This window comes from Asanoa sp. NPDC050611, assembly GCF_040654855.1.
Classification (GTDB): Bacteria; Actinomycetota; Actinomycetes; order Mycobacteriales; family Micromonosporaceae; genus Asanoa.
Window position 1 is genome coordinate 1 of sequence record NZ_JBFAIU010000021.1, and the last position, 23449, is coordinate 23449.

General features: G+C 71.7%; 17 protein-coding genes. 9 read left to right on the forward strand and 8 right to left on the reverse strand.

From position 1 onward, the window contains the following. From AB0H87_RS05705 to AB0H87_RS05715, 3 genes are all read right to left on the reverse strand, one after another. On the reverse strand, positions 1-532 hold a 532-nt coding region (locus AB0H87_RS05705; protein WP_360140196.1), incomplete at its 3' end, for an FAD-dependent monooxygenase. Next, positions 529-1146, reverse strand: coding sequence for a PadR family transcriptional regulator (locus AB0H87_RS05710; RefSeq protein WP_360140199.1), 618 nt, complete (start codon positions 1144-1146; stop codon positions 529-531). The genes AB0H87_RS05710 and AB0H87_RS05705, both read right to left, overlap by 4 nt. 88 nt (positions 1147-1234) lie before the next feature. Continuing rightward, entirely contained in the window at positions 1235-1930 is a 696-nt protein-coding gene (locus AB0H87_RS05715; RefSeq protein ID WP_360140202.1) for a TetR/AcrR family transcriptional regulator C-terminal domain-containing protein, read from the reverse strand. Between the two features lie 86 nt (positions 1931-2016). Between AB0H87_RS05715 and AB0H87_RS05720 the strand changes: the two genes are divergently transcribed. Both AB0H87_RS05720 and AB0H87_RS05725 read left to right on the forward strand, forming a co-directional pair. Next, positions 2017-3534, forward strand: a complete 1518-nt coding sequence (locus AB0H87_RS05720) for an MFS transporter (RefSeq protein WP_360140205.1) — start codon at positions 2017-2019, stop codon at positions 3532-3534. A 45-nt stretch (positions 3535-3579) separates the two neighbouring features. Next, positions 3580-4827 (forward strand): MFS transporter, encoded by a 1248-nt coding sequence (locus AB0H87_RS05725; RefSeq protein WP_360140208.1) that lies wholly within the window; start codon positions 3580-3582, stop codon positions 4825-4827. 4 nt (positions 4828-4831) lie between these two features. Here the strand turns inward: AB0H87_RS05725 and AB0H87_RS05730 are convergent, their stop codons facing one another. Then, entirely contained in the window at positions 4832-5020 is a 189-nt protein-coding gene (locus tag AB0H87_RS05730; RefSeq protein ID WP_360140211.1) for a DUF1918 domain-containing protein, read from the reverse strand. Between the two features lie 109 nt (positions 5021-5129). Here AB0H87_RS05730 and AB0H87_RS05735 point away from each other — a divergent pair, with 109 nt between their 5' ends. The 3 genes from AB0H87_RS05735 to AB0H87_RS05745 are packed head-to-tail and all read left to right on the forward strand — an operon-like array spanning position 5130 to position 7810. After that, on the forward strand, positions 5130-6083 hold the full coding sequence (locus AB0H87_RS05735) for an ATP-binding cassette domain-containing protein (protein ID WP_360140214.1): 954 nt from the start codon (positions 5130-5132) through the stop codon (positions 6081-6083). Next, a complete protein-coding gene (locus AB0H87_RS05740; protein WP_360140217.1) occupies positions 6080-6844 on the forward strand; it encodes an ABC transporter permease in 765 nt (254 codons plus the stop codon). Before AB0H87_RS05735 ends, AB0H87_RS05740 begins: the two co-directional genes overlap by 4 nt. A gap of 9 nt (positions 6845-6853) precedes the next feature. Beyond that, positions 6854-7810 carry a membrane dipeptidase gene (locus AB0H87_RS05745; protein ID WP_360140220.1) on the forward strand — a complete coding sequence of 319 codons (957 nt, stop codon included), beginning with the start codon at positions 6854-6856 and terminating at the stop codon, positions 7808-7810. Here AB0H87_RS05745 and AB0H87_RS05750 read toward each other — a convergent pair. The 3 genes from AB0H87_RS05750 to AB0H87_RS05760 are packed head-to-tail and all read right to left on the reverse strand — an operon-like array spanning position 7807 to position 15264. Then, positions 7807-12657, reverse strand: a complete 4851-nt coding sequence (locus AB0H87_RS05750; RefSeq protein WP_360140223.1) for a DNA repair ATPase — start codon at positions 12655-12657, stop codon at positions 7807-7809. The two genes, AB0H87_RS05745 and AB0H87_RS05750, sit on opposite strands and share 4 nt — an antisense overlap. After that, positions 12650-14674 carry a flotillin family protein gene (locus AB0H87_RS05755; protein WP_360140226.1) on the reverse strand — a complete coding sequence of 675 codons (2025 nt, stop codon included), beginning with the start codon at positions 14672-14674 and terminating at the stop codon, positions 12650-12652. The genes AB0H87_RS05750 and AB0H87_RS05755 overlap by 8 nt, the downstream gene beginning before the upstream one ends. Next, positions 14674-15264: a hypothetical protein gene (locus AB0H87_RS05760; RefSeq protein ID WP_360140229.1), complete on the reverse strand. Its 591-nt coding sequence runs from the start codon at positions 15262-15264 to the stop codon at positions 14674-14676. Before AB0H87_RS05760 ends, AB0H87_RS05755 begins: the two co-directional genes overlap by 1 nt. Before the next feature lie 175 nt (positions 15265-15439). Here AB0H87_RS05760 and AB0H87_RS05765 point away from each other — a divergent pair, with 175 nt between their 5' ends. Beyond that, a complete protein-coding gene (locus tag AB0H87_RS05765) occupies positions 15440-18316 on the forward strand; it encodes a hypothetical protein (RefSeq protein WP_360140232.1) in 2877 nt (958 codons plus the stop codon). On the opposite strand, the gene AB0H87_RS05770 is transcribed toward AB0H87_RS05765, so the two are convergent. Beyond that, complete coding sequence (locus tag AB0H87_RS05770; protein WP_360140235.1) at positions 18292-19854, reverse strand: amidohydrolase family protein; 1563 nt, start codon at positions 19852-19854, stop codon at positions 18292-18294. The genes AB0H87_RS05765 and AB0H87_RS05770 overlap by 25 nt on opposite strands. 138 nt (positions 19855-19992) lie before the next feature. Between AB0H87_RS05770 and AB0H87_RS05775 the strand changes: the two genes are divergently transcribed. From AB0H87_RS05775 to AB0H87_RS05785, 3 genes are all read left to right on the forward strand, one after another. Then, entirely contained in the window at positions 19993-20172 is a 180-nt protein-coding gene (locus AB0H87_RS05775) for a hypothetical protein (protein ID WP_360140238.1), read from the forward strand. A gap of 30 nt (positions 20173-20202) precedes the next feature. Beyond that, positions 20203-21294, forward strand: a complete 1092-nt coding sequence (locus AB0H87_RS05780) for a serine hydrolase domain-containing protein (protein ID WP_360140241.1) — start codon at positions 20203-20205, stop codon at positions 21292-21294. A gap of 113 nt (positions 21295-21407) precedes the next feature. Continuing rightward, positions 21408-23438 carry a glycerophosphodiester phosphodiesterase family protein gene (locus AB0H87_RS05785; protein WP_360140244.1) on the forward strand — a complete coding sequence of 677 codons (2031 nt, stop codon included), beginning with the start codon at positions 21408-21410 and terminating at the stop codon, positions 23436-23438. The last annotated feature ends 11 nt before the right edge of the window (positions 23439-23449 follow it).

The window sequence follows — 23449 nt, forward strand, 5'->3', positions numbered from 1 at the left end:
GGCGCGGGCCGCCCCATTGCTGGGGGGCTCGCCGCGCGGGCGCCGTCGGGTCCATCGTGCGGCGGACCGCCGAGTGGATGCCGTCGGCACCGACCAGCACGTCGGCCGCCGCGGTGCTGCCGTCGGCGAACTCGGCGCGTACCCCCGTCGCGTCTTCGGCGTAGCCGACCAGCCGCTTGCCGGTCACCACCGGGATGCCGCGGGCCACCGCCTCGTCATGCAGCGCCCGGTAGAGCTCGGCCCGCCGCAGCGTGAAGCTGCGCGCGCCGCCCGTGCTGCTCACCCCGAGCACCTTGCCCGTGGTGCTGCGCAGGGTGATGCCCGGCGTCGGGAACGCGGCCGCCAGCGCGGCCTCGTCGGCGTCGAGCACCCGCAGCGCGTCGACGCCGTTGGGTGCCAGCGTCAGGAACGCGCCGGAGCGCGGTGCGGTGGACGCCTCGTAGATGGTGGCGTCGATGCCGGCCTTCTGCAGGGCCATGGCGGTCGCCGGGCCGGCGATGCCGCCGCCGATGACCAGTGCGGTGCGGATCATGACTCGTCCCCCTTGTCCCCTGAGCCGGAGTGGAAGGCGGCCCACTGCGGACCCCAGCCCGTCTCCGGATCCGTGATCTGACCGATGAACCGCTCGACGAAGGCGATCTCGGCATCGAGCAGCGCGACGCGGTATTCCTCCTCGACGAGGAACAGCGGGTGCACCCCGGCCGCGCTGTCGACCAGCGCCCGGATCTCCGCGCGTTGCTCGGCGAGGCGCAGCCCGCGCTGCCGGAGCAGCGTGACCGCCTCGTCGGGCGGAAGCGCCGCGATCAGCGACAGCGCCGCGACGAAGTGCGGGTATTCGTAGTCGGGCTCGCCGACCAACGCGCGCAGCCAGTCGCGCAACTCGGCGCGGCCCGCGTCGGTGATCGCGTAGACGGTGCGCTCGGGTCGCTGCCCCTCCCGGGTGGTCTCGACCTCGGCCGCGAACCCGGCCTTGGCGAGCTGCTGGATCACCATGTAGAGCGAGCCGTGGTTGAACCGGAAGCTGCGGTCGTCGTGGTGCTCGCGCAGCAACCGGGACAGCTCGTAGGGGTGCTTCGGCCCCACCGTCAGGTAGGAGAGCACCGCCAGGGCCAGCAGGTTGCCGACCTTCCGCTTCGCCGCTGCCATCGTCGCCTCCATTAGTCAGCCCCAACTATCCATGACTGAATAGTCAGAGTCAACTAATGCATCCGCGGGAAGCGCGGAAAGGGACTTCTCAGGCCAGCCGGGCGGCCAGGCCGTCGAGCAGGCGGTCGAGGCCGTACTCGAAGGCGTCGCGCTGGAAGGCGGGGATGTCGACCGGTGCCGGGGCGAGGTGTGGGTAGCTGTCACGCTGCTGTTGCTGGAACTCGGACACCGACCGGCCCAGCTCGGCCTCGCTGAGGCCCGACCGGGCCACCGCCGTGTGCCAGGCCGCCGTGGTGACCGCCGCGCCGATCGCGTGGGAGCTGAGCAGCGCTGCCGCGTACGCCGCCTCGTCCGGCGGGAAGCCCGCCCGCTCCAGGAGCGTGATCGTCGCCTCGCCGAGAGACAGCGAGTTCGGGCCCACGTTCAGCCGCACGCCGAACAGGCTCGCGATCCACGCATGGCGGACCAGCACGTCCCGCATGCCGCGCACCATGGCCGCCGCGGCCGTGCGCCAGTCCGCGTCGGCGGCCGGGAGCGGCACCTCGCCCATCACCGCGTCGATGGCCAGGTCGAGCAACTCGTCCTTGTTGGCCACGTGCCAGTAGACCGAGGTCGCGCCCGAGCCGAGCTTCGCGCCCAGCCGTCGCATGCTCAGCCCGTCGATGCCCTCGGTGTCGAGCAGCTCCAGGGCGGCCTTGACGATCTGGTCCCGGCTCAGCGCCGGCGAGCCGCCGCCGGACCGGGGCGGACGGCTCCACACCGAGGTGGCGAACGGGTCTGGCATTCGCTCATGGTAGCCGGGCTCGCACACCGTACGAGTCAGTCGTACACTGTGCGAGAGAGTCGCACAGTGTACGAGGAGGTACACACATGGACACCCCTCGACGAGACCCCCGCCGCTGGTGGATCCTCGGCGTGCTCTGTCTCGCCCTGCTGGTCCTCGTCATCGACAACACCGTGCTCAACGTCGCGATCCCGACCCTGGTCGACGATCTCGGCGCCACACCCTCCGACATCCAGTGGATGATCGACGCGTACATCCTGGTGTTCGCCGGCCTGTTGCTCACCGCCGGCAGCCTCTCCGACCGGCACGGCCGCCGCCGCGGTCTGGTGATCGGGCTCGTGATCTTCGGGCTGGCCTCGCTGGCCGCGACCTTCGCGCAGTCACCCGGTCAGCTGATCGCCGCGCGCGCGGCGATGGGCGTCGGCGGGGCCTTCCTGATGCCCGGCACGCTCTCGATCCTCGCCACCGTCTTCGACGACGACGAGCGCAAGAAGGCGGTCGCGGTGTGGAGCTCCGTGCTCATGGTCGGCGCGCTGGGCGGGCCCACGGTCGGCGGCCTGCTGCTCGAGCACTTCTGGTGGGGCTCGGTCTTCCTGCTCAATGTGCCGGTCGCGGCCCTCGGCATCGTCGCGGCACTGCTCATCATCCCGGAGTCCCGCGGGCCGGCCCGCCGGCCCGACCTGGTCGGCGCGCTGCTGTCCATGGTCGGGCTGGGCGCGCTGGTCTGGGGGATCATCGAGGCCTCGCGGGTCGGCTGGGGCGCCGGCCAGGTCGTCGTCGCGCTCGTGGTGGCCGCCGTCGGCATCGTCGCGTTCGGACTCTGGGAGCGCCGCGTCCCCGAGCCGATGCTGCCGCTGGGCCTGTTCCGCGACCGGAACTTCAGCGGCGCCAGCCTGTCGATCGTGCTGCTCGCCTTCGCGAGCGGCGGCATCCTGCTCGCGCTGACGCAGTACCTCCAGTTCGTCCTCGGCTTCTCGCCGCTGAAGGCCGGCCTGGCGCTGGCGCCGATGATCGCCACGGTCATGGTGTTCAACGGCGTCGGCGTGGTGCTCGACAAGCGGTTCGGCGCCCGGGCGGCGATCGCGACCGGCCTGGTGCTGCTCGGCGTCGGGTTCGCGCTGCTGGCCGGCACGTCGCCGGGTGACGGCTACGGCCGCCTCGTGGTGGCGCTGATGCTGACCGGCGCCGGCAGTGGCACAGCCGGACCTGCCGCCGTCGGCACGCTGCTCGCCGCGTTGCCGAAGGATCGCGCGGGCGTCGGCTCGGCCGTCAACGACACCGTGCAACAGGTCGGTCAGGCGCTCAGCGTCGCGGTCCTGGGCACGGTGCTGACCTCCGCGTTCGCGGCGCGGATGCCGGAGACGGCGCCGGCCGGCACGCGGCACTCGGTGGGCGAGGCGCTCGCGGTGGCCGCGGCGACCGGCGACACCGGTCTGGCGCGGGCCGCCCGTGACGCGTTCGTCGGTGCGATGTCGATCGCGTCGTGGGCCGGGGTGGTCGGCGCGGTCGCCGCTGTGGTGGTGGCGCTGCTGGTCATCCGCCGCCCGGCCCGGCCGGCCGCGGACGACCAGGCCGCGGACCGCGTGGAGGTGCCCGCCGGATAGGCGCAGGGTTGCGGACTTCGATCTTTGCCGGTTTGCTCAGGAGCCATGGACCGGGTGCGGCGGGGACCGCTGGTGGCGTTCCTCGTCGCGGAGGGTGCGTCGCTGGCCGGCAACAAGATGACGATGATCGCGCTGCCGTGGCTGGTGATCGAGTCCGGTGGGTCGCCGAGCCGCGTGGGCCTCGTCGCGTTCGCGCAGACCGGGTGCTACGTGCTGGTGCGGGTCGCCGGAGCGCCGGTGATCGACCGGATCGGCCGGAAGCGGTGCGCGGTCGCCGGCGGCGTGGCCTGCGCCCTTGTGCTCGCCGCGGCGCCGGCCACCAGCCATCTCGCCGGGCTGCCGTTCGGCGCGCTGCTCGGCATCGTCGCCGCGCTCGGCGCCGTGCAGAGCCTCACCGACGCCTCGAAGCGGCTGATGGTGCCCGACCTCGCCGCCGCCACGGGCGCGCCGCTGGAGCGGGTGACCTCGCTCTACGCGACCGTCGAGCGGCTGTCGTTCCTGCTCGGCACGCCGGCCGCCGGTGGGCTGATCACCCTGCTTGGGCCGGCCGACGTGCTCCTGCTGGACGCCGCCGCCGCGCTGTTCGCCGCGGTGCTGATCGCGATCGCGGTGCCGGCGGCGGCCCGTCCGTCCACGGAGGACGGTTACTTCGCGTCGCTGCGGGTGGGGCTCCGCTACGTGCGCACCGAGCGGCTGCTGCTGGCCATCTCCGGGCTGCTCCTGTTCACCAACCTGATCGACCAGGCGACGATGGCGGTGTACGTGCCGATCTGGATCAAGCAGACGGTCGGTGACCCGCTGGTGCTCGGCACGATCGCGGGCGCGTTCGGGTTCGGCGCGGTGCTCGGCTCGCTGGTGTTCGCCTGGCTCGGCCCGCGCCTGCCGCGCTACCCGACGTTCGCGGTCTCGCTGCTGCTGGCCGGCTCGCCGCTGCTGTTCGGGCTGGCCTCGACCACCAACCTGTTGGTCGTGCTGGGCATCGCGGTCTGGGTGGGCGCGATGTCGGCGTCGATCAACCCGATCATCACCAGCGCGATGTTCGAACGCGTGCCGCCCGAGCTGCACGCCCGGGTCTTCGGCTTCACCGGATCGCTGGCCTGGGCCGGCATCCCGCTCGGTGGCCTGCTCGGCGGCCTGACCCTGGACGCGCTCGGCCGTACGCCGGCGCTCGTGCTCTCGGCGTCGATCTATCTTCTGGTGACCTTGACGCCGCTGGTCTTCCGGCGCACGTGGCGCCGGCTCGACCGGGGCGCGCCGGCCCCCGACGCGCCCCGACCGGCGGTCATCGGCTGACCTGTTACCGCGCCGGGCGCTCCACGTGCGCCTCGGTGCCCGGGAACACCAGCCCTTCGCTGCCGTCCGGCCACCGGACCAGGTACGGCGGGCTGCCGTCCTCGTGGCGTACCTCGACGATCTCGCCGGTCCGCCGCGGATCGCCCACATGGACGCCCTCGACGACGAGCCGGTCACCAACTGCGGCCTGCATGGCGTCCTCCCATCCCGCGTGGACCCCTCTCTTCTTCCCCAGCATTCCGCGCGCACACCTTGACGAATGACGTCACTGTAGTGCAACACTAGAGTTCAACTCTAAGGAGATGCGGATGCACGCAATCGAAGCGGAGGGGCTGGTCAAGGCGTTCGGCGCGACCAGGGCGGTGGACGGCATCGACCTGACCGTGCCGACCGGCTCGGTCTACGGCTTCCTCGGCCCCAACGGCGCCGGCAAGACCACCACGATCCGGATGCTGGCCACGCTGCTGCGCCCCGACGCCGGCCGCGCCCGGGTGTTCGGCCACGACGTGGTCGCCGAGGCGACAGCGGTCCGGGACCGGATCAGCCTGACCGGCCAGTACGCGTCGGTCGACGAGACCCTGACCGGCCGGGAGAACCTGACCCTGCTCGGCCGCCTGCACGGCCTCGCCCGGGCAGCCACCGCGGAGCGGGCCGCCGAGCTGCTCGACCGGTTCGACCTCGCCGCCGCGGCCGACCGCCTGGTCCGGACCTACTCGGGCGGGATGCGCCGGCGGCTCGACCTCGCCGCGGGCCTGGTGGTGGCGCCCGACCTGCTGTTCCTCGACGAGCCGACCACCGGCCTCGACCCGCGCAGCCGCAGCGAGGTGTGGAGCCTGGTCCGGTCGCTGGTCGCGGACGGCGCCACCGTGCTGCTCACCACGCAGTACCTCGACGAGGCCGACCAGCTCGCCGACCGGATCGCGGTCATCGACCACGGCCGGATCGTCGCCGCGGGCACCACCGGCCAGCTCAAGGCGTCCATCGGCGGCGGCATCCTGCGGGTGCGGCTGCACGACGCCGAGGACCGGGACGCCGCCCGTCAGGTGCTGTCCCGGGTGCTGGGCGCCGCTGCCGCGGAAGGCAGCGACCCCGCCGTGCTCACCGCCCGGGCGGAGGCGGCCGGTGGCGCGGCGGCGGCGCTGGCCGAGCTGTCCTGGGCCGGCATCGAGGTGGCCGAGTTCGCCCTGGGCCAGCCGAGCCTCGACGAGGTGTTCCTGGCCCTCACCAACGACCAGCGGGCGGAGCAGCCCGCATGACCCGGCCAGGCACGGGGGCCGTCACGCTCGCCTTCGGCGGTCGGGCCCTGAAGAAATTCCGGCGCACCCCGGTGCAGCTGCTCGACGTGGCCGTCCATCCGGTCGTCTTCACGCTGATCTTCAGCCTCCTGTTCGGCGGTGCGATCGGCGGCTCGATCGACGCGTACATCGGCTATCTGATCCCCGGGATCCTGGTGATGACGCTGCTGGTGACCACCGGCACGACGGGCGCCGCGCTCAGCGTCGACATCGCGACCGGGGTGTACGACCGGTTCCGCACCCTGTCGATCCGCCCCGGCGCGGTGCTCGTCGGCGCCCTCATCGGCGACGTGGTCCGCTACGCGCTGGCCTCGGTCGTGGTGGTGGCGCTGGGCCTCGCGCTCGGCTTCCGCCCGGCCGGCGGCGTGCCGGGTGTGGTGGCCGCCGTGCTGCTCGTGCTGCTGTTCGCGGTCAGCCTGTCGTGGGCCTGGACGCTGCTCGCGCTCTCGCTGCGGATGCCGGGCGCCGTGCTCGCGCTGACCCAGGCCGTGCTCTATCCGCTGTCGTTCTTCAGCAACATCTTCACCACGCCGGCCACGCTGCCGGGCTGGCTGCAGGCGTTCGTCGACGTGAACCCGGTCAGCCAGCTCGTCACCGCCGCGCGGGCGCTGATGGCCGGCGACCCGCCCGGGGCGAGCCTGGCTTACCTGCTGGTCGGCTGCGCCCTGCTGACCGCGGTGTTCGCCCCGCTGGCCCTGCGCCGATTCAAGATGGCGGCGTAGGGTGCGGTAATGGATCATCGGCTCCTCTGGGAACAGCACTGCTGCCTGCCGCTCGTGCCCACGGCGGACATCGGCGAGCTGGCCCGCTACGCCCGCGCCGGCGGCGCGTACGTCTCGGTCAACGTCGGCTTCTCGCCCCATCCCACGGAGCTGGTCTTCGAGCTGCTGCACACCTGGCGGGCGGGGGTGACCGCGGACGAGCGGCTGACCCTGGTCGACGGGGTCGCCGACATCGACGCGGCGACCCGGGCCGGCCAGGTGGGCGTGGCCTTCGACCTGGAGGACTCCGCGCCGCTGGGCGGCCGGCTCGAGCGGGTCAAGGAGTTCTACGACCTCGGCGTACGCACGCTGCTGCCCACCTACAACGTGCGCAACGCGGCCGGGTCCGGGTGCACCGACGTGGTCGACGAGGGGCTCACGGCGTACGGGCGGGACCTGGTCCGGGAGATGAACGCGGTCGGCATGGTCGTCGACGGCTCGCACTGCAGCATCCGCACCGGCCTCGACCTGGCCGAGGTCACCGAGAAGCCGATGGTCTACAGCCACTCGTGCATGCGGGCGCTGTGGGAGCACGAGCGCAACATCACCGACGACCAGGCCCGGGCGTGCGCGGAGACCGGGGGAGTCGTCGGCATCACCGGCGTCGGCATCTTCCTCGGCCCCAACGACGCCTCGGTCGAGGCGATGGTCCGCCACATCGACTACGCGGTGGAGCTGGTCGGCCCCGACCACGTCGGCGTGTCCTCCGACTACTCGTTCGACCTCGAAGACCTCAACCGCGAGATGGCCGAGAACCCGGAACTGTTCCCCGAGATGTACGCCCGGTGGGGCCCGATCAAGATCATGCCGCCGGAGGACCTGCTCCGGGTCGAGCAGGCGCTGATCGACCGCGGCTACCCGGCGGAGGCCATCACCGGCATCCTGGGCGGCAACTTCCGCCGGGTCGCGGAACAGGTCTGGCGCTAGGGCCGGTCCCGCAGCGCGGCCTCGATGGCGCCGATGCGGTCCGCGACCAGGCCGACCGCGCCCACCGCGCGGGCCATCGGGTCGTCGTCGGCGCCGCCGAGCGCCTTCTGGCGCAGATAGGCGGCCTTCACCGCCGCCCACCGCTGCGCCTGCGCCGCCGACAGGCGCCCCCGGAGCTCGGCCAGCTTGAGCAGGTTGGCCTCCGCCGCCGCGGCCAGGGTCTGTGCCTCGCCCAGGTAGTGGTCGTCGAGGACCGTCTCCAGCTCCTCGTCGTTCATCACCGGCAGGATCCGTTCGGCGAGCTTGTTCATGTTGCGGTACGAGCCCTGCAGCAGGAACGGCGGCTCGGTGCGGGCGGCGTCGTCCTGCCCCGCGGAGGCGATGTAGGCGCGGTTGACGGCGAGCACCACGTCCTGCACCCGCAGCAGCTTCGTGAGCACCGACCGGATCTGGGCCAGCTCGACCGCCGGGTACGGGTGCGCCAGCTGGTCGGGCAGCACCGAGCTGTCGCCCCGGGCCATCCGCACGAGCAGCTCGACGTCGCCACGCTCCCGTGTGGACAGTGGCGCCAGCACCGGGTTGGCGGTCAGCGCGTTCTCGACGTAGCTGAGCGCGAACAGGTCCTCGCGGCCGGACAGGACGTCGCCGAGGTTCCACACGTCGGCCCGGTTGGCCAGCATGTCGGGCACCCGGAACCGCTTGCCGGACTCGGTGTAGGGGTTGCCGGCCATGCACACCGCGAACCGCTTGCCGCGCAGGTCGTACGTCCGGGTCCGGCCGTCCCAGACGCCCTCCATCCGGCGCTGCGCGTCGCAGAGCGAGATGAACTTCTGCAGCAGCTCGGGCGACGTGTGCTGGATGTCGTCGAGGTAGAGCAGCACGTTGCTGCCCATCTCCAGCGCGAACGAGATCTTCTCGACCTCCTGCCGCGCGGTCGCGTTGGGCGCCGACGCCGGGTCGACCGAGGTGACGCCGGTGCCCAGGGCCGGCCCGTTCACCTTGACGAACACCAGCCCGAGCCGGCTCGCGACGTACTCCATCAGCGTGGTCTTGCCGTAGCCGGGCGGGGAGATCAGCAGGAGCAGGCCGGACTGGTCGACCCGCTTGCCGTCACCCGCGGCGCCCACCTGCCTCGCCAGGTTGTCGGCGATCAGGGGAAGGTAGACCTCGTCCAGCAGCCGGTTGCGCACGAACCCGGCCATCACCCGCGGCTTGTGCTCGTCCAGCCGCAACCGTGAACCGGCCCGGGCCGTGACGACCGCGCGCTTGCGCTGGTAGTCGCGGAAGGCCGGGACCCGGCGGTCACGGAACTCCCGGGTACGCGTCAGCGCCTCGTCCAACCGCAGGGTCAGCCGGCGTTCGGCGATCCGTGGGTGGGTGGCGAGCAGCCCGTCGACCGTCGCGGTCAGCGAAGCCGACGAGTCGTAGCGGGGCAGGTCCGCCCCGCACAGCTCGATCGCGACCGCCTCGGCGAGGTCGTCGTGCCCGTTCGCGAAGGCGGTCAGCCAGGCCTCGGCGAGCTGGTGCCGGGCCGCCAGGTCGTCGCCGAGCGCGCGCAGGTCCTCGTCGAACTCGCGCGCCTTGGGCCGGCCGAGCCGCTTGCGGAACTCGGTCACCAGGGCCCGAGCACCGGCGCTCGTGACGAACCCGTTGCTGCCCGCGGCCAGCTCCTCGAACAGATATTCGCCGGCCAGCGGGTGGTCGAGCAGCCCGAACGCCGTGATGGCCGCGCCCAGTTCGGCTTCCAGCTCGTCGATCGCCGGTGAGCCACCGAACACCGCGCGCGCCCGGGCCAGCGAGGCGGCCCGCCGCTGCCAGGCCTGGTTCGGGGAGCCGAACGCCCAGAAGAGCTGGGCGGCCGACCGGGCAACGGGCGGATAGCGCAGCAGCCCGGCGGCGGCGTGCAGGCGCAGCAGCGCGTCCAGGATCGCGGTGGCGTCGGCGTCGTGGATGCCCCGCTCGTAGCCCTCGTCGATGCGCTCCTCGGCGGCCCGCCGCACCAGGTCGGCGAGCGTGCCGCCGGCCGCGGCGGCGCGCAGCGCGTCGAGGTCGGCGGTGGCGAGGATCGAGGTGGCCAGGAACTCGGCGCGACTCACGGCCGGGGACTCCGAGACCAGCGGCTGGTCCCAGAACTCGCGCGTGCTGGCGAACTCCGGGTCGTCGACCGGCGCCCGGTAGTCGGTGCCGGTGACGGCGACCGCCAGCGCGCCCTCGTGCGGCACCAGGGCCAGCTCGATCGCCTGCGTGTTGACGGCGAACCGGTGCCGGCCGAGCTGGATGGTCTCGCCGCCGTCGCGGAACAGGTCGACCCGGTCCCGCAACGCCCGGCCGGCCTCCTGCCGCGCGGCCTTGACCCGGCCGTCCAGCTCCTCGGCGCGCACCGCGTCGCCGAGCGCCCGCAGCTCGTCGGCGACCGAGCGGAGCTTGGCCACCATCGGGTCCGCGGCGAAGTAGGTGTTGACGTCGTCCAGCGTGTCTATAGTGGACGCACGGCGGCGGACGCTGATGAGGATCCGGTCCGCGGACTCGACGAGCCGGTCGGCCCGCCGCGCGCGGTCGTCGACCAGCGCCTGCTTGCGGGCCGAGAACGCCTCGTAGACGTCCGTGCGCTTGGTGGACAGCTCGGTGAGAAAGTCGTCGAACTCGCCGTACCGCGACTCGAGGTTCTCCACCTGCAGCAGCAGCCGGCCGAGCTGGTCGTCGCACGCCTCCGGGGTGTCCGCGGCCGCCAGCGCGCCGGTCACCGCCTGGTTGAGCAGCGCGAACTCGGCCGCGAAGCCGGCCCGGCCCTCGATCGCGGCCAGGTCGCGGCGGCGGGCGTCGAGGGTGGCCCGCGCCCGGTTGACCCCGCCGAGCACCTCGCCGATCCGCTCCAGGATCGTGGTGCGCACGGTGGCGTCGGCGATGTCCAGCGTGCCGACCACGTCGGTTACGAGGCGCAGCGCGTCGGCCTGCTCGATCAGCTTCTCGTTGACCGGCCCGACCGCCGCGACCGTGGGAGCCTCCGCACCCTCGGTGGCGAGCCGGTCGACCTCGTCGCGGTAGCCGGCGAACGCGTCGTCGCGCTCGAGGAACGCCACGGCGCGCCGGGCGGCGGCGTCGAGCTGGCCGGACAGCTCGGTGGCCAGCGCGTCGATCCGGGCCACGTCGACGTAGCGCAGCTCGCGCAGCGTCTCCAGGTGGCCCTGGGCCCGGCGCAGTTCCGCGAGCTGGCGGATCCAGCCGTCGGTGCCGGTGGGTGCCTCGCCGTTGACCCGGCGGACCAGCGACGCGATGTCGGCCGCCGCGGCCTCCAGCGCGGTGGCCGCGGCGGTGGTGAGCGCCTCGACCTTCTCGTACTCGTCGAGCACCTGCTCGGCGGTCGCACGCACCTCGGCGAGCGGGGTGCGCAGGTCGCACAGCTCCGCCTCGCCCAGCCAGTGGTAGTGGTCGAAGACCCGGACGCAGGTGGCGATCAGCGCCTCGTACACCGGGATCGACGGGCTCATCTCGCCGACCATCCGGGCGACGGACAGCGCGTCCGAGATGCCGCGGACGAGGTCGGCGTTGCCCACCCGGGCCAGCGCACCGGTGCCGGCGGGCTGGCGCGCGGCGTACGCGTCGGACTGGAACGGGGTCTGCCACACCTGCATCGGGTGGACCCGGGTCGGCTCGTCGGAGGTGGCGCGGAAGATCACCAGAGTGCCGTCGTCGAACAGCGAGTAGCCGTGGCAGGAGAGCGGCGTGGCCACCTCCTTGCGGATCAGGTTGTACGGCAGCAGCAGGCTGCGCCCCTCGGCCAGCGCGTGGAAGACGTAGAGCACGTCCTCGCCGTTGGGTGACCGGATCACGCGCTCGAACACCAGGTCGGCCGTGTCGGTCTCGAAGGTCTTCACCACGCCGGTCGTCAGGTAGAAACCGCCCGGGAAGACGATGCCGTGGTCCTCGGGCAACCGCTGGCAGGCCTGCCCGATGCCGTCGAGCCGGACCACGCCCTTGGTGCGGGTGTTGAAGACCAGATGACGCCAGGCGCTCTCCTTGTACGGGCGGATGCGCAGCAGGATCAGCGGACCGACCCGGGCCCAGTGCACGTCGGCGTCGGCCAGGCTCTGCAACGGCTGCTCGACCGGCTCGGAATAGATGCCCTCGCCGGACTCGGTGTTGTCCTCCACCTTGAGGGTGAGGTCGCCGCCGACCGTCTCGACGAACACCTCGCCGGCGATGGAGATGTGCGGGTGCCGGCCGAGCACGTGGTCGTCGCGGGTCGTCTCCACCCACTCGAAGTCGTGGCTGGGCGGGAAGACGTGGTCGCGCTCGCCGCGATTGTCCACATAGGAGACATTCGGTGCGGTCGTCCAGCGGAGCACCCGGACGTCCTCCGGCCGTGGCCCGGTCTGGAAGACCGCGAGCAGCTTGCCGTCGACCTCGCGGAGCGTGGCCAGCCGGGTTTCCTTGTAGTAGCGGTAGAGCTCGGCGAAGTCGCGCTGGAACGTCTCGTCGTCGAGCAGCCCGGGCACCTCGGCCGCCGCCACGTCGTCGAAGCGGAACGCGTCGCCGTCGCGCATGAACCGGTGCAGCGAGAAGACGTCGCCGACCGTGGTCTCCGGTTTGAGGCCGAGGAACACGTTGTAGCCGAACAGCATCACGCCCGCGGCCGGCACGATGTCGCGCGGCACGCAGTTGTGCTCGGTGCGGACCCGGTCGGTGCCGACCAGGCGCAGCTCGGTGCTGCCGAACTCGGCGAGCCGCCGGGCGTTCAGCTCCTCCGCCCGGCGCGCCAGCTCGGCGGAGCGCGCCGCCAGCCGGTCGCGCAGCACCTCATAGGTGCCGGCGTCCAGGCTGGTCGGCTGTGTTTGGACGTCAGCCACGGGCGGCCGGGTGGGGCTTGGCGTCGAGCGCGGAGAGCGGTGCGTCCGCGACGCCCAGCTTCTCCGCGGCCGTCAGCAGCTCGCGCAGCTTGCCCGCGTCGTCGCCACCCGCCCGGATCTGCTGGAGCAGGAAGGCCGACAGCGTGAGGTTGGTCAGGTCGGCGGTGTTCACCTTGCCCAGCAGCTTGCCGAGGTCGTCGGCGAAGCTGGAGTCGCCGTTGAGCCACGGCTGCGCCAGCGAGCTGGCCACCGTCGAGTGCTGCATGAAGCCGTCGACGCTCTTGCCGACCGAGATCGCGCCGAGCAGCCGGTCGAAGAAGACGCTGTCGCCGCCCACGATGTCGATGTCGGCCTTCTCCAGGCCCTTGCCGACGATCGTCGCCTGCGCCTCGGCGACCTGCCGCTGCACGTCGATGCCGGCGAGCCGGATCTCCTTCTCGGCCTCCAGCCGCAGCCGGTACTCCTCGTGCTCGCGGGTCGCGTCGTCGAGCGCGGCCATCGCCGCGGCCTTCTCGGTCAGGCCCTCGGCCTCGCCCTTGAGCTTCTCGCGCATGCCCTCGGCCGCCGCGATCGCCTTCTCCCGCTCGACCACGGCCTCGGCCCGGCCGACCTTCTCGATCGCCTCGGCGTCCCGCTCGCGCACCTGCACCTCGGCGAGCCCGGCCGCGGCCGCCTCGGCCTGCGCGCCCTCGGCCAGCCGGATCTTCGCGCGGGTGTCCAGCTCGGCCGCCTGCTGCCGCGCCTCGGCGAGGACGAGCTGCTCGCGCGCCTTGTGCTTGGCCGCGGTCTCCGCCGCCTCGGCGGCCTTGATGTCGCGGACCAGCCCCTCCTGGGCCTGAGCCTCGGCCTGGATCACCGTCGACTGCCGCAGCCGCTCGGCCTCCTCGACCACCCGGAGGCGCTTGATGTGCTCCTCCTGCTCGGCGACGGTCTTCTCGACCGCGATCCGCTCGCGGATGACCTCGGCGATCGCCCGCTTCTCGGCCTCGACCTCCTTGTTCTTGGCGATCGTCGACAGCTCGGTCTCCCGCTCGCGGCCGATCACCTCGAGCATGCGGTCCTTCTCGATCCGCTCGGTCTCGATCGCGATGACGCGTTCGCGGTTCTTCTCGGCGACCGCGATCTCCCGCGCCTGGTTCTCCCGTTGGACGCCCAGCTGCTCGTCGGTGCGCAGGTTCGCGGAGTTGTAGCGCAGCCGCTGTTCGGCGCGGACCAGCTCGGTCTCGGCCTCCTCGCGGGCCCGGATGGTGTCGATCTCCCGCCGCTGCTTGATCTCCGCGTCGGCCTGGCGACGCTCCAGCTCGAGGATCGCCTCCTTCGCGTCGACGTTCTGGCGGGTGATCTCCTTCTCCTCGTTGCGCCGGTATTCATTCGTGCGCACGTGCTCGGCGGCGGTCAACTCGGTGATCTTCCGGATGCCCTGCGCGTCGAGGATGTTCCGCGGGTCGAGCTGGTCCAGCGGAGTCTGCTCCAGCACGTCGATCGCCGCGTCCTCGAGCGAGTATCCATTGAGGTCGGTGCCGATGACGGCGATGATCCGGTCGCGGAACTCGTTGCGCTTGGTGTAGAGGTCGACGAAGTCGAGCTGCTTGCCGACCGTCTTGAGCGCCTCGGAGAACTTCGCGCTGAACAGCTCCTGGAGCGTCGACTGGTCGCTGGCGCGCGCGGTGCCGATCGCCTGGGCCACCTTCACCACGTCTTCGGCGGTCTTGTTCACGCGTACGAAGAAGGTGATTTTGATGTCGGCCCGGATGTTGTCCTGACAGATCAGCCCGTCGTTGCCGAACCGCTCGATGTCGATGGTCTTCACCGAGATGTCCATGATCTCGGACTTGTGGAACACCGGCAGCACCACGGCGCCGGTGAACGTGACGTCGACCTTGCGGGTCTTCGAGATGATCAGCGCCTTGCCCTGCTCCACCTTCTTGAACAACCGGCTGACCAGCAGCAGCACGCCCAGGAGCACAAGCAGCAGCACCAGGACGAGCACGAGGAACCCAAGGGAGATGACGTCCATCAACGGTCCTTCGATCGATCCGAGAGGTCGGCCGGCACAACCCAGAAGAACTCACCGGCGGTGTCGTAGTCGTAGATGACCGCACGGGTCCCGGCCGCGAACGTGTCGGGGCCTGTCTGGCGGACCTGCACGATGGCGGAGGAACCGTCGGCGGCGTGCACCTCGGCCTGGCCGAAGTCGATGCCGACGCGGCCGGTGCGGATCACGCACTCGCGGCCGACGAAGTCGTGGCGGGACGCCTCGGGCGCCGTCGGGAAGAACCGGCGCAGCGGCCGGCGGAGCTGGTTGGCGACCAACCAGCCGACCGCGAGGCTGGCCAGCAGCACCAGGATCTCGAGCAGGGGATGGGCGCCGAACAGGACGCTGCCGACGAGACTGGCGAACCAGGCAACGGCCACCACAATGGACAACACGATGGTCGCCGGCGTGCCACCGAGCCCGAGCCGGTCGAGCGCACCGTCCAGCCAGCCGTCGGCATCGGCGTCGAAACCGCCGACCAGCACCAGGATCCAGTAGCAGACGACCACCGCGAGCAGAACGGTGAAAACCACTGCCGGAAACCCGAGTGCGGTGTCGATGAAGTCGCCCACCTGTCGATTCCACCCCCATGAATGTTCACCAGGATGATGGCACGGGGCTGCAAGCCTGGGCTCATCCGATCGTCGGATAACCCGCTGTTCCGGCGGTTGTTTGATGATCAACGCTGCCCTAACATTCCCGTGCTCGCATATCTCGATGCGAGGTTCACGGGGAGGTTCGGCGCGAATGCGCAGATTCCTGGCCGCGATCGGCACGATCGCGCTCACCGCGACGGCGTTGGCGGTCACCACGACCGCGCCGGCCGCCGCCATCGGCAGGTACGAACAATCGACGTCCTGGGCTGTCATCGACGCCGCCGACCCCGACACCGTCGTCATCGACGGGCCGGGCGACGCGCCGCTGGGCACTTGGACCGAGGCCGGAGTGACGCACACGGCGCGCCCGTACTTCACCTTCGACCTGTCCCGGTTCCAGGGCGCCCGGATCCTCAAGGCGATCCTGTTCACCGGCGAGACCGAGGCCGCGGACTGCGCGAACCGCCCCCCGGTGACCCTGTGGCGCACGACGCCGGTCACCTCCGGGACCAGTTGGACCGCGCCGCCGCGTGACCTGGCCAGGATCTCGACCCTGGAGACGGACGCGTGCAAGCCGTCGCACGTCGAATGGGACGCGCTCAAGGCCGTGCAGGCGGCCGTGGCCGAGGGCCGGCGCACGCTGACCCTGTCGCTCCGGCTGCCGGCCAACATCGAGGACGAGCCGGCGAACTTCCGGACGTACCGCTCCTCGTTCGGCCTCGTGATCGACTACAACAACGCGCCGCTCACGCCGACCGGGCTGACCACGAACAACGCCGCGTGCGCGACCGACAAGCCGTTCACGCTCGTGCGGAACGACCGGGTCTCGTTGCGCGCGACGGCCACCGACCCGGACATGAACGAGACCGGCGGAGGCGACCGGTTGACCGGCCGGTTCGAGGTCTGGCGGGTCGGCTCGACCGAGCCGCGCACCGTCCTGGAGGACAGCTCGTACGCGCCCGCGGACATGCGTGTCGACCTGCTACCCGAGACGCTCGTGGACGGAGCCACGTACGCCTGGCGGGTGCGCGCCTTCGACGACACCGACCACAGCGCCTGGAGCGAGACCTGCCGGTTCGTCGTCGACAAGCAGGCGCCGCAGGGCACGGTCACCGTTACCTCGACCGACTACCCGGAGGACGGTCAGTGGCACGACGCGGTCGGCCGGCCCGGCGAGTTCCACTTCACCTACACCGGCACGGACAGGATCGCCGGCTTCTACTGGTCGAGCCTCCACGGCGACGGCCGTAGCCACTTCGTGGCGGCCGACCGGCGCGGCCGGGCCACCGTCACCTACGCACCCGGCGACGCGATCGACCGGCTGGAGGTGTTCGGGGCGGACGCGGCCGGATACCGGACCGAGGAGACCACCTACGACATCCGCGCCGTCGACCAGCGTCCGACCATCGACGGCTACTTCTGGGAGGTCGGCCAGCCGACCACGTTCACCTTCGGCAGCTTCAACGGCACTGCCGTCGAGTTCCGCTACCAACTCGACGGCGAGCCCGAGCAGACCGTTGCCGCCGACGCCGAAGGCCGCGCCGAGGTCGAGATCACCGCGCGCTGGGGCGGCGACCGGACCCTGACCGTCACCAGCCGCACTGCCGCCGGCGTCGCGAGCACCCGCACCGCGAGGTGGTGGTTGCCGTCGGAACCGCGGATCGTCTCGGCCGAGTACCCGGAATCCCAAGCCGCGGGCGGTGAGGGCGTGCCGGGCACGTTCACCTTCACACCGCGATCGCCCGGCGTGGTCGCGTTCCGCTACGCCTTCTCGGACGGCACGGAGGGCACGGTCCCGGTCGGCGCGGCCAGCGTCCGGTGGACTCCGGCCGCGATCGGCTGGGCGTCGGTCAACGTCTGGGCGGTCGATGCCGACGGCGCCGAGACCGGGCCGGGAATCTACTCGTTCCAGGTCGCCGACCGGCTGCCCGGCGTGTGGAGCAGCGTCTACGCCGACTCGGGCTCGAACGGCGGACCGGGCGAGCAGGGCCAGTTCTATTTCTCCTCGCAGCTCGGCCACTTCGAGTTCGTCTACCGCTTCGACGACGGCCCGGAGCAGGTGGCGACGATGTTCGACGAGGTGTACTTCACGCCGACGACCGCCGGACCGCACGAGTTGCGGGTGCGCAGTCGGGACTCGGACGGCACGCAGTCGCCGGAGCGCCTCTACCGGTTCGTCGTCTTCGGCGGCCCGCGGGTGGTATCCCCGGACTACCCGAGCGACGTCGCCAGCGGCCGGCCGGGCCTGGCGGGGACCTTCACCCTCACCCCGCGGGTGCCGGACGTCGTCTCCTACCGGTACGCCTTCGACGACGGTCCACGGCAGACCGTGGCCGCCTCGGCGGACGGTGTGGCCGACGTGCGCTACACCCCGACCACACCGTTCGGGCACACGCTGGTCGTCACCTCGGTCGACGCCGCGGGCGTGGAGTCGGAACAGACCACCTACGCGTTCCATGTGCTCGACGACACCCCGTACGTGTCGGCGAACGGCTACGGATGGGGATCGTGGGGTGGCATCGGCGTCGAGGACACGTTCTCCTTCACGTCACAGCTGGCGGACGTCGCCGACTTCGCGTACAAGCTCAACGACGGCGCCGAGCGGACGGTGCCCGCGGTGGACCGCGCGGCATCGGTGGTGCTGGCACCGGACCGGGCGGGCGACAACGTGCTGTCCGTCGTCGCCCGCACGGCCGACGGCCGGCGGTCGACGCCCTACGAGTTCCGGTTCTACGTGCCTTCGGCGCCATCCGTCTCGTCCGACGTCTACCCGTCGGGTTACGAGCCGGGCGGCGGCGTGGGCGTGCCGGGCACGTTCACCTTTGCCACGCTCGTGCCGGGCGTGACGAGCTTCGGCTACCGGTTCGAAGGCGAGCCGGAACAGACGGTCCCGGCGGATTCGGACGGGACCGCCAGCGTCACCTGGACACCGGGCTGCGCGTGTTACCACTACCTGACGGTGTGGGGCATCAAGGAGAACGGCCAGACGACCGACTACCAGTACTACACGTTCGTGGTGGCCGGCTGATCCGGGGATGGTGAGCAGGCGCAGCGCGCGGCGGTGGGTGAAGCGGCGGGCGGCGGGGCCGCGGCGGCGGCCTTCTTGACGTCGGCGAGCATCCGCGCGCGGGTGGCCGGGTCGATCACCTGGCCGCGGACCACGACCGAGTGGATGCGGGTCGTGTTGCGGATGTCGCGCAGCGGGTCGGCGTCGAGCAGGACCAGGTCGGCGACGTTGCCCCGCTCGATCGTGCCGCGGTCGTGGACCCCGTGGTAGCGGGCCGGTTCGACGGTCGCCGTCTGCAGCACCCGCTGGTTGGACAGCCCGGCCTCGGAGAGCCGGGCCAGCTCGTCGTGGAGGCTGAAGCCCGGCATCAGGTACGCGGTGCCGTTGTCTGTGCCGGCCATCAGCGGCACGCCGGCGCGGTCCAGGTCGTGCACCAGGCGCAGCCGCCGCTCGAAGATCTCGCGGCCGCGGGCATCCTGCTCGGGCGTGCGGCCGTTCCTGTAGATCAGTTCGAGGGCGTACGCCCAGAACTCGCGCGTGGCGGCCGGGAAGTACGCGTACCGCGGGTCGGTCATCGGGGTGTCGCCGGGCATGTCGGTGAACGTGTGCAGCACCAGCGTCGGGCAGACCCTGGTGCCGTTGCGGGCGAGCCTCGCGAACACCGCGGCCGCCTTGTGCGGGTCGTAGCTGCGGGCGGCGGCGTACTCGTACGGGTGCATCCTGTTGAGCCAGCCGTTGTACTCGCCGCCCGCGATCGGCACCGACGTGATGGCGCGGCGCAGCTCGTCCTCGCGGCTCGACGTGTCGTACCAGACCTGGAAGAGATGTTCGATGCTGGCCAGCCCGGCGTCGCTGGCCTCCGTCATCTGCACGAAGTCGGAGAGGTGGCCCAGGAACGGGATCCGCTGCCGGCGGGCCTCGTCGGCTATGGCGAAGAACGACGCGCGGGACAGTCGTGTGTAGACCTTGATGAAGTCGGCACCGGCGTCCTTCTGGGCGCGGACCGCGGCGCGTCCCTCGGCCGCCGTCCCGACGGCGATGTAGGGAGCCCCCAGCCCTTCCCACAGCGACGGCGAACCGTCGACGATCGGGCTGCCGATGGTCCAGCGCGGCCCGAGCCGGGTGCCGGCCTCGATCTCCCGCCGCCACCGCGTGACGTCGTCGTTGGCGCTCATGTCCCGGACCGTCGTGACACCGTTGACGAGATGCAGCGGCAGCTCGATCGCGTCGCCGTCGAACGTGTGATTGTGCATGTTGGCCAGGCCCGGGATCAGGTACCTGCCGCGCCCGTCGACGACGTGGGCGCCCGGCAGCGCACCGACCCGCCGGCTGGGCTCGACCGCGAGGATCCGGCCGCCGCGCAGGAGCACGGTCATGTCCCGCTTGGCCGGCGCGCCCGTGGCGTCGATGACGGTGACATGGGTGATCGCGGTGACCCGGTCGGCCGCCGGTGCCACCCGCGGCGTGGCGCCGGCCCGGCCGACGCCGACGGCCGCGCCCGCGGCGAGCCCGGCGGCGCCGGCGAGCACGGAACGGCGGGAGATGGCGGTGCGCTGCATGGCTCGTACCCCTTCGCGTCTGTGGTGCGTTCACGATCTCCCGCGCGAGGGGTCGAGGTCATTGCCGTGGGCGGCCCTATCGGGGGTAGGGAAAGCCCCACCTAGTCCATTCCGCGCCGGCCCGGGCTCCAGAACGGCTTGACGACGACGGCCGAGCGGGCCCAACCGCGGGCGCGCCGGAAATGTTGGCTCGCCGCCTGGCAGTTCCTGCTGCACGGCCTGCACGGCGTCCTGGAGAGCGCGCTGGCCCGGGGTGAGCCGGCGACCCGCACGCTGGCCCGCCTGGACCCGGTCGTGACCGCGCTGCTCGGCCGATAACCCGGTTGCCGCTCCGCGTAGCGTGTTCTTGTGATCAAGACCGATGAGCTGCGCGAACAGGTACGCACGACGGTGGCGGACCTGATCGCCGGCGGCCGCGAGCGCGGCGTGCAGGTCTGCGCCTACCTCGGCGGCGAGGTGCTGCTCGACGAGGTCGCCGGCGTCGCCGACCACGCCACCGGGCGGCCGCTGACCGCCGACACCCCGATCTTCAGCTTCTCGACGGGCAAGGGGCTCACCGCCACCGCCGTGCACGTGCTGGCCGAGCGCGGCGAGATCGACTACGACCTGCGGATCGCGGACGTCTGGCCGGAGTACGCGCGGCACGGCAAGGGCGACACCACGCTGCGCCACGCTCTGACCCACAGCGCCGGCGTGCCGGCGTTGCCGGCGGACATCACCCGGGCGGACCTGGCCGACTGGGACCACATGTGCGCGCTGCTCGCGGACGCCACGCCACTGTGGACACCGGGGACGGCGTACGGCTATCACGCCTGGACCTTCGGCTATCTCGTCGGCGAGACCGTGCGCCGCGCGACCGGGCGGACGTTGTCGCAGGTGCTGACCGACGACGTGGCGGCGCCGCTGGGCGTCGCGGGCGAGCTGTTCCTCGCCGTGCCCGAGGGGGACCTGGCTCGGCTCGCCGTGCTGGAGGACGGCAACCTGTCCGCGGCGAACGAAGCCGCTAGCCAGTTCCTGGTCAACTTCGACCGGATCGCACCGCCGGGCGTACGCCCGGATGTCGACCTCGGCAACGACCCCGCCATCCTGCACGCCGAGGTCGGTGCGGTCGGCACCGTCACGGCGCGGGCCGCGGCGCGGATGTTCGCGGCCCTGATCGGCGAGGTCGACGGGGTGCGGCTCGTCTCGCCGGAGCGGCTCCGGGAGGCGACCACGTTGGCGATGACCGGCGACGACTGGGCGATCGGCTTCCCGGCCCCGCGCGGGCTCGGCTACCAGCTCCAGGAGGACTTCTTCGGCGCGAGCGGCAACGGCGGCAGCATCGCGTACGCGTTCCCGGAGATCGGCCTCACCGTCGCCGCGACGAAGAACCTGCTGTCGGCGGGTCAGGACGACCCGATGGAGGACCTGCGCCGGCTGATCCGCGGCGCCGTCGGCTAGACATTTCCATCTGTTCATCTTCTGCATGCTTACGGGCCGTAACGGGTCTTCAGGATCGGCGGGACCACCGATCCCAGGAGGAACTCATCATGTCCCGCTGGCAACGACGTGCCGTGACGGCACTCGCCGCCACCGTCGCCCTGAGCGGGGTGGCCGGCCTGACCGCCGGCGTCTCGCCCGCGGCCGCGAAGCCGGCCAAGACCTTCGACCTGCAGGCCCATCGCGGCGGCCTCGGTCTGCGGGTGGAGAACACGCTCGCGTCGTTCGGCAACGCGCTCCAGCTCGGCGTGTCCACGCTGGAGCTCGACGTGCAGATCACCGAGGACGGGCACGCGGTGGTCACCCACGACCGCCGGACCACCGGCTCGAAGTGCAAGGACACCGCGCCGGCGGTCCCCGGCGACCCGGAGTTCCCGTACATCGGCAAGTACATCAACACGCTCTCGCTGGCCCAGGTGCGCACCCTGGACTGCGGCAGCCTGACCCTGGCCGACAAGCCGGGCCAGGTCGCGGTGCCGGGCGCGCGGATGCCGCTGCTCAGCGAGGTCTTCGCGCTGGTCAACCGCTACCAGGCGCGGGACGTCAAGCTCAACGTGGAGACCAAGGTCGAGGCCGGCGCGCCGACCGAGACCGCGCCGCGCGAGCAGTTCGTCCAGGTGACCGCCCGTGAGGTGCGCAACGCCGGGCTGCTGAAGCAGGTCACGATCCAGAGCTTCGACTGGGGCGCGCTGATGCGCATGCGCCAGGTCGAGCCGCGCCTGCCGATCGTCGCGCTGACCAACATCGACTTCCTGCAGACCGGCAAGCCTGGTGCGTCGCCGTGGCTGGGCGGGATCGACATCGACGACTTCGGTGGCGACCCGATCAAGGCGATCAGGAGCTTCGGCGTCACGACCTTCTCGCCCGTGCACGGCACCCCGCAGAACGGCACGGTCAGCGACGCCAACTACGTGCCGTACGTGACGAAGGCGATGGTCGACCACGCCCACCGCAACGGCATCAAGGTCGTGCCGTGGACGATCGACGACGTGCCGACGATGACGAAGCTGATCAACGACGGCGTCGACGGCATGATCACCGACTACCCGGACCGGCTGCGCACCCTGCTGGGCCAGCTGCGGTTCAAGCTGCCGAAGCCGTACGCGTCGCCGTTCGACGTGCAGGCCCACCGTGGCGGCCGCGCCGACCTGCCGGAGAACACACTGCCGGCGTTCGCTCGCGCGCTGTCGAACAGGGCCATCTCCACGCTGGAGCTGGACACGGGCGTGACGAAGGACGGCAAGCTGGTCGTCCTGCACGACCGCACGATCAACGGGTCGCACTGCATCGACACCGCGCCGGTGCGGCCGAAGGACCCGATGTTCCCGTACGTCGGCAAGCGCGTGCACGACCTGACGCTGGCGCAGATCAAGACCATCGACTGCGGCACGAAGACGCTGCCGGAGCTGCCGAACCAGACGCCCGTGCCGGGTGCCCGGATCCCGACCCTCGACGAGGTCTTCGCGCTCGTGAAGGGCAGCGACCGCCCCGACGTCCGGATGAACATCGAGACCAAGATCAGCCCGACGGCGAACGACACCGAGGAGTTCCGCCCGTTCACCGCCAAGCTGGTCAACGCGATCGAGAAGGCCCGGTTCGAGGACCGGGTGACGATCCAGTCGTTCGACTGGCGGACGATCATCCGGGCGAAGCAGCTGAACAAGAAGATCGAGACGGTCGCGCTGGTCTGGCAGTACGGCCCCGCCGAGTGCGCCACGCCGGCCGACGAGTGCTCACTGCAGGCGGTGTACGGCGACAGGTCGGTCAAGAGCCCGTGGACGGGCGGCCTGGACTGGTGGAAGTACCGGGACCTCGGGAAGCTGGTCCGCGCGGCCGGCGCCGAGACGGTCTCCGCCAACTGGCAGGTGCACGACCCGACGCAGGGCACGGTCGTCGACGCGGACTGGTACCTGCGCCAGGACCCGACCTACTACCACGGCCCGGACGTCCCGGTCCTGCAGCGCCGCGACCACCTCAAGGTCGTGCCGTACACGGTGGACGACCCGGCCGTCATGCAGCGGGTCATCGACCTCGGCGTCGACGGCATCATCACCGACGACCCGAACCTCCTGATCCAGGTCGCGATCCGCAACGGCCTGCGCTGAACCACCCCGCC

Coding starts and splice junctions, on each gene's coding strand:
- AB0H87_RS05710 (WP_360140199.1), bottom strand. CDS start 1,146: ATGGCAGCGGCGAAGCGGAAGGTCGGCAACCTGCTGGCCCTGGCGGTG.
- AB0H87_RS05755 (WP_360140226.1), bottom strand. CDS start 14,674: ATGGACGTCATCTCCCTTGGGTTCCTCGTGCTCGTCCTGGTGCTGCTG.
- AB0H87_RS05730 (WP_360140211.1), bottom strand. CDS start 5,020: ATGCAGGCCGCAGTTGGTGACCGGCTCGTCGTCGAGGGCGTCCATGTG.
- AB0H87_RS05740 (WP_360140217.1), top strand. CDS start 6,080: ATGACCCGGCCAGGCACGGGGGCCGTCACGCTCGCCTTCGGCGGTCGG.
- AB0H87_RS05720 (WP_360140205.1), top strand. CDS start 2,017: ATGGACACCCCTCGACGAGACCCCCGCCGCTGGTGGATCCTCGGCGTG.
- AB0H87_RS05770 (WP_360140235.1), bottom strand. CDS start 19,854: ATGCAGCGCACCGCCATCTCCCGCCGTTCCGTGCTCGCCGGCGCCGCC.
- AB0H87_RS05745 (WP_360140220.1), top strand. CDS start 6,854: ATGGATCATCGGCTCCTCTGGGAACAGCACTGCTGCCTGCCGCTCGTG.
- AB0H87_RS05765 (WP_360140232.1), top strand. CDS start 15,440: ATGCGCAGATTCCTGGCCGCGATCGGCACGATCGCGCTCACCGCGACG.
- AB0H87_RS05725 (WP_360140208.1), top strand. CDS start 3,580: ATGGACCGGGTGCGGCGGGGACCGCTGGTGGCGTTCCTCGTCGCGGAG.
- AB0H87_RS05735 (WP_360140214.1), top strand. CDS start 5,130: ATGCGGATGCACGCAATCGAAGCGGAGGGGCTGGTCAAGGCGTTCGGC.
- AB0H87_RS05715 (WP_360140202.1), bottom strand. CDS start 1,930: ATGCCAGACCCGTTCGCCACCTCGGTGTGGAGCCGTCCGCCCCGGTCC.